Source organism: Flavobacterium sp. 9AF (assembly GCF_902506265.1).
Classification (GTDB): domain Bacteria; phylum Bacteroidota; class Bacteroidia; order Flavobacteriales; family Flavobacteriaceae; genus Flavobacterium.
Window position 1 is genome coordinate 1 of the sequence record NZ_LR733595.1, and the last position, 8904, is coordinate 8904.

The 8904-nt window shown below is 29.5% G+C and carries 9 protein-coding genes; all 9 read left to right on the forward strand.

All coding sequences use genetic code 11. From position 1 onward, the window contains the following. Nucleotides 1–10: 10 nt before the first annotated feature. Nucleotides 11–2164, forward strand: coding sequence for a TonB-dependent siderophore receptor (locus HALO113_RS16465; RefSeq protein ID WP_159780233.1), 2154 nt, complete (start codon nucleotides 11–13; stop codon nucleotides 2162–2164). 62 nt (nucleotides 2165–2226) lie between these two features. Beyond that, nucleotides 2227–3399 carry a PepSY domain-containing protein gene (locus tag HALO113_RS16470; RefSeq protein ID WP_159780234.1) on the forward strand — a complete coding sequence of 391 codons (1173 nt, stop codon included), beginning with the start codon at nucleotides 2227–2229 and terminating at the stop codon, nucleotides 3397–3399. 1 nt (nucleotide 3400) lies between these two features. Continuing rightward, the gene (locus HALO113_RS16475; RefSeq protein WP_159780235.1) at nucleotides 3401–3952 is read left to right on the forward strand and encodes a PepSY-associated TM helix domain-containing protein; all 552 of its coding nucleotides are present in this window, start codon (nucleotides 3401–3403) and stop codon (nucleotides 3950–3952) included. A 63-nt stretch (nucleotides 3953–4015) separates the two neighbouring features. Further along, on the forward strand, nucleotides 4016–5140 hold the full coding sequence (locus HALO113_RS16480) for a DUF748 domain-containing protein (RefSeq protein WP_159780236.1): 1125 nt from the start codon (nucleotides 4016–4018) through the stop codon (nucleotides 5138–5140). Further along, a complete protein-coding gene (locus HALO113_RS16485) occupies nucleotides 5140–5937 on the forward strand; it encodes an alpha/beta hydrolase (RefSeq protein WP_159780237.1) in 798 nt (265 codons plus the stop codon). The genes HALO113_RS16480 and HALO113_RS16485 overlap by 1 nt, the downstream gene beginning before the upstream one ends. Further along, nucleotides 5934–6836: a GyrI-like domain-containing protein gene (locus HALO113_RS16490; protein WP_159780238.1), complete on the forward strand. Its 903-nt coding sequence runs from the start codon at nucleotides 5934–5936 to the stop codon at nucleotides 6834–6836. Before HALO113_RS16485 ends, HALO113_RS16490 begins: the two co-directional genes overlap by 4 nt. A gap of 51 nt (nucleotides 6837–6887) precedes the next feature. After that, nucleotides 6888–7337 (forward strand): Na(+)-translocating NADH-quinone reductase subunit F, encoded by a 450-nt coding sequence (locus HALO113_RS16495; protein ID WP_159780239.1) that lies wholly within the window; start codon nucleotides 6888–6890, stop codon nucleotides 7335–7337. A 90-nt stretch (nucleotides 7338–7427) separates the two neighbouring features. Continuing rightward, on the forward strand, nucleotides 7428–8534 hold the full coding sequence (locus tag HALO113_RS16500; RefSeq protein ID WP_159780240.1) for an acyltransferase family protein: 1107 nt from the start codon (nucleotides 7428–7430) through the stop codon (nucleotides 8532–8534). Nucleotides 8535–8598: 64 nt separating this feature from the next. Further along, nucleotides 8599–8904: hypothetical protein (locus tag HALO113_RS16505; RefSeq protein WP_201297693.1), on the forward strand; the 306-nt coding region annotated here is incomplete at its 3' end.

Sequence of the window (8904 nt, forward strand, 5' to 3'; positions counted from 1 at the left end):
ATCTAAATAAATGAAAAAATATTATTTTGCATTAACCAGTTTATTATTTTTTGGTAATCTATTGGCTCAAGAAAACTCAAAAAAAGAAACAGACACGATTAAAAGTTTAAAAGAAGTTACAGTAACGAGTAATTATAAGTATGCTCGCGAAAAAAGTACTACAGTAGGTAAAATGCCTTTAAAAAATATTGAAAATCCACAAGTTTATAATGTTGTTACCAATGAATTATTAAAAGAACAAGTGGTCACCAATCTTAATGATGCTTTGAAAAACGCTACAGGTGTAACTAGACTTTGGGAATCTACAGGCAGAAATGGTGATGGTGCAGAATTCTATACTATGAGAGGGTTTTCTGTACAACCTTCTATGGTGAATGGATTACCAGCATTAACAAACACAAACATTGATCCTATAAATATTGATAATATTGAAGTAATAAAAGGACCCTCGGGAACTTTATTTGGAAGTAGTGTAATTTCATATGGAGGATTAATAAACATTGTAACTAAAAAACCATATGATAACTTTGGTGGAGAAATAAGTTATAATACAGGTACTTATGGTTTAAATAGAATTACAACAGACATAAATTTACCTGCAAGCGATAAGGCATCATTTAGAATTAATTCGGCATATACTAATAGTGAATCATTTCAAGATGCTGGATTTTCAAATGCGCTATTTGTTGCTCCATCTTTAAAATATAAAGTAGATGATAAATTAACTTTCCTAATAAATACAGAATTTTATAAAAGTACATCTGCCAAAGCGGCAATGATCTTCTTAAGTAGATATGCTCCTCTATCATTCAACTCTATGGAGTTGTTTGAAAAAAGTTATAAAAAATCATTTACTTCAAATGATTTGACTATTAATACCCATTCATTCAATTTACAAGCGCAAGCAATATATAGACTTTCAGACAAATGGACTTCTCAAACTGTTTTATCTAAAAGTACTACAAAAACAAATGGTTATTATCAATATCTTTGGGATTCTGCTAATGGTGACGAATTTACTCGTTTCATTTCGAAAGCTATTGGTACAAATTATACCACTGATATTCAACAAAATTTTATAGGTGACTTCAAAATTGGTTCTTTACGTAACAGATTAACTGTAGGATTAGATTATTTTAATTCAAGACTAACAAATGGAGGACCAGGATGGGTAGCAAATGGTGTTGTTTCTTTAGTCAATGGAACAGATACAGGAGACTTGACTGCCGCAGGAACGGATGAATTATTAATTGGCACTTACACTGGTAATTCTGAAGCAACACAAGAGATTTTTAGTGTCTATTTTTCAGATGTTTTAAATATAACAGATAAATTAGCTTTCATGGCAAGTTTGCGTTTGGATAATTTTGGAGGAAAACCCTCTCAATGGGATGCTGAAGAAATTGACAATCAAACTTTTTTATCTCCAAAACTAGGTGTGGTTTACCAAATTATAGAAAATAAGGTTTCAGTCTTTGGTAATTACATGAATGGATTCAAAAATATTACGCCACAAACAGTTGCAAATATTGATGGGTCAAACCAAAGAATTGAATCCTATGATCCTGAACATGCTAATCAATTAGAATTTGGTGTTAAGACCAATCTATTCAAGGACATCTTATCAGCTTCTGTAAGTTATTACGATATCAGTGTTCAAAATATTTTAATGACAGACCCAAATAATATTAATGGTTTCACCCAAGGTGGAGAAGTAGAAAGTAAAGGGATCGAATTAAGTTTTACACTAAATCCTACAAAAGGTTTAAATATTATTACTGGTATTAGTAATAATAAAAGTGAAGTAACAAACGAAACACCAGGATCAGGTTATCTAGGATTAAGACCAGAACAAGCTGGCCCAGAAACATTAATTAATTTATGGGCAAATTATACCTTTACCGAAGGGTCTCTAAAAGGGTTTGGTTTAGGTTTTGGAGGTAACTATGCAAGTGAATATAAAACTTTGAATAGATCTAATATTGGAACTTTCACATTACCATCTTACACGGTACTAAATACGGCCTTGTCTTATAACACTGAAAGTTTTAACGTGGTTTTAAAATTGGACAACCTATTTAATGAAAAATATTATTCTGGCTGGTCAACGGTAACACCTCAACAGTTAAGAAGCATTACTGCTGGCTTAACTTATAAATTTTAAGAAAAAAAATTAGTCAAATAAAACTCCTCATTCATAACAATGAGGAGTTTCATCTTTATACTATGAAAAGAAATAATTTTAAAAAGAAAATTAGAAAGATTCACTTGTGGCTAGGATTATCGATAGGACTAATTGTTTTTATCATCTCTATTACAGGTGCACTTTATGCTTTTCAAGCAGAATTTACAAACTATTTTAGAAAAGAAGCTATTTATCACCAAGAAAAAGATATCCATTCAAAACAAGTTTTACCCCTAAAAATACTTGAACAAAAAATAAATCAACATACAAAAGAAATATATCCAATACATTGGGTTAATATTCCAATAGATAAAAATTTGAGTTATGTTTTTTATTATTATGAACATAATCCAAAAGCTTGGCATTTTTTTGACGAATATATCATTTATAAATCGGTTTATGTAAATCCTTTTACAGGTGACGTATTAGCTGTTTATGATGAAACAAAAGACTTCTTTAATATTGTAAAAAGCATCCATTTTAGTTTTTTATTAAAATCGGAATGGGGAGCATATGTTTGTGGTATTCCGACACTTATTTTTATTATTATGCTAATTACTGGTATAATCTTATGGTGGCCAAAGAATAAAGCAGCCAGAAAACAACGATTTTGGTTTAATTGGAAAGACGGATTAAATTGGAAACGTAAAAACTATGATGTACATAATATTTTAGGTTTTTATAGTTCAATACTAGCTTTAATAATTGCTATTACGGGTTTATATTATGCTTTTTTCTTTATACAAGCATTTATTTACTTCACTTTCTCTGGAGGTGAAACTGTTTATCCAGATTTTTCTCATATAACTACTACTGCTCCTGCCTATCTAAAAAATGAAAGTACTTTAGATACTATAGCGCAAAAGGTTGAAAAAGTATATCCTAATGCTTATGGTTATTCTTTAGATTTTGGGCATAAACATTTAGACGATCACGAGCATCCAAATTATTCCGTTTTTGTTAAACAACTTGATTATTCATATCATATTAACCACAGCTTAATCTTCGATGAAAATTCTGGAAAATTGCTTCATAAACATAGTCATGAAGATAAAAACCTAGGTGAAAAAGCAATTGCGGCTAATTATGATACACATATAGGTGCGATTTTGGGACTACCTGGAAAAATAATAGCTTTCATCTTAAGCCTTATTTGCGCTTCATTACCTATAACCGGATTTTTAATTTGGTGGGGAAAGAAAAACAAAAAGTAACATGAAAAGTTGCTCTATAAAAAACACACATATTTATCTTGGTTATTTTTATATCGGCCTAATTATTGTTTACTCAATTTCAGGGATTATAATGAATCACAGGAATCATTGGAAACCAGAAAAATTTAAGATCCTGACTGAAGAGATTCAAATTCAACAAAATAAAAAACGAAACTTATCTTTTCAAGAAATAAATACAATAATGAATAGGATACAATTGTTTGAAAAAGTAAATCACTATTGTATTAGAAATGGAAATTTAAAAATTTTATGCGATCATTCAGATGTAATAATTGATTTGAAATCGGGAAAAGGTGAAATAATTTTTTATACTAAAACGCCCGTAATTTACCAAAGCCTATTTTTACACAAAAATATATCTTCTTGGTGGATATATTATTCTGACATATTTGGAATTTCTATAATTATACTGGCCTTTTCTGGAATTTTTATTGCTAATAAAAATGAAAATAATTTTACAAAAAGAGGTTGGAAATTTATTCTTTTAGGCATAATAATACCCTTACTTGTTTTTCTATTTCAAGACAACTGAATTATATAACATTTTAAAAAAAATATATAAGTCAATCGTGCCATTTTAAAGTACTTTTATATTATGGAAAATAAGAAAAAAATAGCATTTTATAAAAGAAAGCGATATATTATTATCGCTATACTATTGATAGGTCTTATTATTTTTAGAATATATTTACCCACATTGGTAAAAAACCAAATCAATAAAACATTAGCAACTATTCCTGGTTATTATGGTGCCGTTGAAGATATTGACATTGCGTTAATACGAGGAGCCTATGTAATTAAAGGTATGTATTTAAATAAAGTGAATGCCAAAACACAAATTCCATTTTTAAAATTTCCAAACAGCGATATTTCAATCGAATGGAAATCAATTTTCAAAGGAAAAATTGTTAGTGAAGTAATCATGTACAACCCAGATATAATTTATGTTTTTGAAGATCAACAAACTAAAGGAAAAGAAACTGATGTAGAGGATTGGACCAAAGCCTTAACCGAAATTATTCCTATAGACATCAATCATTTTGAAGTTCACAATGGAAAAGTCGCTTTTGTACAGCTACAGGCGAGTCCTGATATCGATTTACATATTGAAAAAATTGAATTATATGCAGATAATCTTAGAAATGTAGTAGCGAAATCTCGTACCCTACCTTCTCCTTTCCATGCCACTGGAGTATCTGTTGGTAATGGAAAAATGACAGTAAATGGAAATATCAATTTAATAAAAGAAATACCCGATATGGATCTTTCTTTTGCACTTCAATCAGCTAATGCTACAGCATTAAACGATTTATCAAATCATTATACAGGTATCGATTTTGAAAAAGGTACTTTTGAATTGTACAGTGAAGTGGCCATTGCAGATGGATATTTAAAAGGATATATTAAACCACTTTTAAAAGATTCTAAATTAATTGGTAAAGAAGACGGATTTTTTGAAAAAGTATGGGAAGGTTTTGCAGGTTTCTTTAAATTTGCACTTAAGAATCATAAAACAAATACATTAGCAACCAAGATTCCTATTGAAGGTGATTTAAATAATGTAAAAGCTGGAGTTTGGCCAACTGTTATTCATATTTTTCAAAATGCTTGGATTGAAGCTTTTAAAAGACAAGTGGATAATGATGTCGAATTTAGAGATGCATTTCATGAGGCAAAAGAGGAAGCTAAGAAGAAAAAAAAGAAACACAATAAAAATTAATGAAGAAAATCCTATTTTCCTTTTTTAAAATTGTTATCATACTTTATATTTTGCTTTGTGGCATTTTATACTTCTATCAAGAAAAAATTATCTTTTTACCCTCAAAATTAAATCCAAAATTTCAATTTAAATTCAAACAAGCTTTTGAAGAAAGAAACTTTATTACTTTAGACGGGAAAAAATTAAATGGTCTACTTTTTAAAGCTGAAAATTCAAAAGGGCTAATCTTTTATTTGCATGGCAACGCAGGTAATTTGAGTTCGTGGGGCTTTGTAGCTGAAACCTATACGCGTTTACATTATGATGTATTTATTTTAGATTATAGAGGTTATGGTAAAAGCGAAGGTAAAATTGAAAACCAACAACAACTTTTTGATGATGCCAATTTGGTCTACAATGCGTTAAAAAAAGAATACAATGAAAATCAAATCATAATTACGGGGTATTCTATTGGCTCGGGCGTAGCTTCTTATTTAGCTTCTACAAACCGTCCTAAAAAACTTATTTTACAAGCTCCTTACTATAATTTGTCGGATATGATGCGTCAAAAAATGTCTTTTATACCTACTTTTATTTTAAAATATAAATTAGAAAACAATCAGTATCTACAAAATTGTAATTGTCCGGTGTATTTATTTCATGGAAAAGATGATACCGTTATTCCTTATCAATCCTCGCAAAAATTACAAAAAGAATGCAACTGTGTTTCCCAACTTATTTTACTTGACAACTTAGGGCACAATGGTATGAATGAAAATAGTATGTATCAATCTGAAATTGAAAAAATACTACAATGACAGAAGAATATCAAAAAAGAATGAATGCGGTTTTCGAATTTATTGATGCTAATTTGGATAACGAATTGTCTTTAGAAACCGTAGCACAAATCGCTTATTATTCTCCTTTTCATTTTCATCGTATTTTTAAAATGATTACCAATGAAACGCTGAACCAATATATCATTCGCAGAAAAATTGAAAAAGCTGCAGCTTTATTACTACACAAAAAAGAACTTACAATTACCGATATTGTAAATCAATTAGGTTTTACTAGCAATGCCGTTTTTACGAGAACCTTTAAAAACTATTACCAACAAAATCCATCCGATTTTAGAAAAACACATCCTCATAAATTTAGCAAGATAAGTCAAATAGATAGCAAGAATAGTCAACAAATGGAAAGTTATGAAACCTACATTTGTAACCTAATACATCTTAAAAATTTTACGACTATGCATGCAAAAATTGAAATTAAAGAATTGGCTACCCAACCTTATGCTTATGTTACTCATATAGGTGTGGAAGAATTAGAAAAAGCCTTTCAAAAAATAGTTCAATGGTGTACTCCAAAACAAATTTTAGAAAATAACCATTCCAAAATTATTCGTGTTTTTCACGATAGTTTTAAAATTACGACACCTGATAAAGTACGCATGAGCATTGGGGTTACTTTACCTGAAACCATTGCCGTTAATGGGGAGATTCATATAGGACATTTACCAAAAGGAAAGTATATTGTGGGTAGTTATGAATTGTTAATTGAAGATTTAGAAAAAGCTTGGACTGGTTTATTTATATGGATGAATGAAAATGGCTATAAAAAAGCAGATCACAATCCGTTTGAAGTGTATCATAATGATTTCAATAAGCATCCTGAAAAAAAAGCAATTCTCGATTTGTATATTCCTGTTGAATAATTCGTTACTAAACTAAATTTTTAGTATCTTTAAAATACCAAAATTTAGCTTATGGAAACTACAAAACGATTTGATATTGCTGTAAAAAAACTATATAACGCTTTTCATAGTAATACCTTACATCCCGAATCGTGTACACAATGTGCGGTAGGAAATATTTTGGATAATACCGATTATTGGAAACATTTATCAGACCATCATGGTTCGTTGGAACTCAACTATGTTGGTTTAGTAAATCAACGTTTAGGGAAACTTTTTAATGGGTACACACCGCTTGAATTATTACAAATTGAAAGGGCTTTTTTAACCCATTGTGGCTATAGTTTGCCTTTACAATTGAATCGTAAAGCTAGTAAATCACTTTCTAAAGATATATTATTTAAAGGTTTAGAAGCAGTTGTATCAAAACTTTGTGAACTCGATAGTATTCCTAATGTAATGGATTGCTCTGAATTATTTCAATACCAAAATACGAAAGCAACAACAATGACATTCGTATAAATCATACCAACATTACTAAAGAATTTAAAAACACCAATTAGTACAGCTTTGGTGTTTTTTTTATATTTACTTTATCAACTAAACAAAAAAATGATGAACGATACTTCCAAACCACGACTTTTAGCTTTAGATACTTTGAGAGGATTTGATATGTTTTGGATCATTGGAGGTGATTTGTTTTTTAAAGCATTAGGACAAGAAACCAATTGGGTTTGGGCAGACCTTTTTGCAAGACAAATGGATCATGCTGAATGGGAAGGATTTTATGCTTACGACTTGATTTTTCCTTTGTTTATGTTTATCTCTGGAGTAGCTATTCCTTATGCATTATTTAGTCAGTTAGAAAAAGGAAAAACGGCAAAAGAATTGTATCCCAAAATTCTAAAAAGAGCTTTCATTCTTATTCTTTTAGGAATCATTTACAATGGTGGTTTGAATTTTCAATTCGATACGTTGCGAATTGCTAGTGTTTTAGGACAAATTGGTATTGCTTATGCTATAGCAGCATTCATCGCAATACATTTTAAAAATTTTAAAACCTTACTTTTTTGGGTAATCGGAATTTTAGCGGGTTATGCCATTTTACAATTGGTTGTTCCGGTACCTAATTTTGGAGCAGGTACTTTAACACCAGAAGGAAGTATAAATAGTTATTTGGATCGAATCCTACTTCCAGGAAAATTGTATGGAACTGTCTTTGATCCAGAAGGCATTTTATGTATTATTTCGGCTTCAGCCATTACCTTAATGGGAACCTTAGCTGGTATTATTTTACGTTCCCATTCTTTTACTGCTTACAAAAAAGTACAATTCTTTATCATAACAGGAATCGCTTTAATAGGACTCGCTTTACTGTTACAAAATGTCTACCCTATTATCAAATCGATTTGGACCTCTACTTTCAATTTGTTGACTGGAGGTATCAGTTTTATTTTGTTAGCACTATTCTATTTGGTTATCGATGTTTGGAAATACCAAAAATGGATCTTTGTTTTTAGAGTCATTGGTTTAAACTCTATTGCTATTTATATGGCAGTCGGTATAATCCATTTTCAAGCTACCTCTAATTTTATTTTTGGCGGAATTGCTTCGTTATTTGGAAATTACCAACCCATTATTCTAATCCTCGGATTACTTATTGTAGAATGGTTCTTCTTATACTTTTTATATAAAAAGAAGATTTTTATTAAAGTGTAATTGAATAATCAATCTAAGCTTTTAACTACTTTGTTTATATTTGCGCTAGCAACTGTATTATCCTATGAAATTTTCAATTAACTTAATACTCTTATTCCTAATTTCAAATATTTACTCCCAAAGTAAAACTCTAACAAATGAAGATTTTGAGAAACTGAAATTAAAAATTAAATTAGAAATAAGAAATAATTTAGATAGTGCTTATTATTATTGCGATGTAATTGAAAAATCAAACAATTATCTTCATAAATCTTTTTCAGAAGGATACAAAGCTTATGTATATGAATTAAAAAAGGATACATTATCTTCAAATGAGCATCTTATTAAAGCAAATAATTATTTAAAAAAAATAAAAAATTCTCCTTTAAAA

Coding starts and splice junctions, on each gene's coding strand:
- HALO113_RS16495 (WP_159780239.1), top strand. CDS start 6,888: ATGGAAACTACAAAACGATTTGATATTGCTGTAAAAAAACTATATAAC.
- HALO113_RS16470 (WP_159780234.1), top strand. CDS start 2,227: ATGAAAAGAAATAATTTTAAAAAGAAAATTAGAAAGATTCACTTGTGG.
- HALO113_RS16465 (WP_159780233.1), top strand. CDS start 11: ATGAAAAAATATTATTTTGCATTAACCAGTTTATTATTTTTTGGTAAT.
- HALO113_RS16475 (WP_159780235.1), top strand. CDS start 3,401: ATGAAAAGTTGCTCTATAAAAAACACACATATTTATCTTGGTTATTTT.
- HALO113_RS16480 (WP_159780236.1), top strand. CDS start 4,016: ATGGAAAATAAGAAAAAAATAGCATTTTATAAAAGAAAGCGATATATT.
- HALO113_RS16485 (WP_159780237.1), top strand. CDS start 5,140: ATGAAGAAAATCCTATTTTCCTTTTTTAAAATTGTTATCATACTTTAT.
- HALO113_RS16490 (WP_159780238.1), top strand. CDS start 5,934: ATGACAGAAGAATATCAAAAAAGAATGAATGCGGTTTTCGAATTTATT.
- HALO113_RS16500 (WP_159780240.1), top strand. CDS start 7,428: ATGATGAACGATACTTCCAAACCACGACTTTTAGCTTTAGATACTTTG.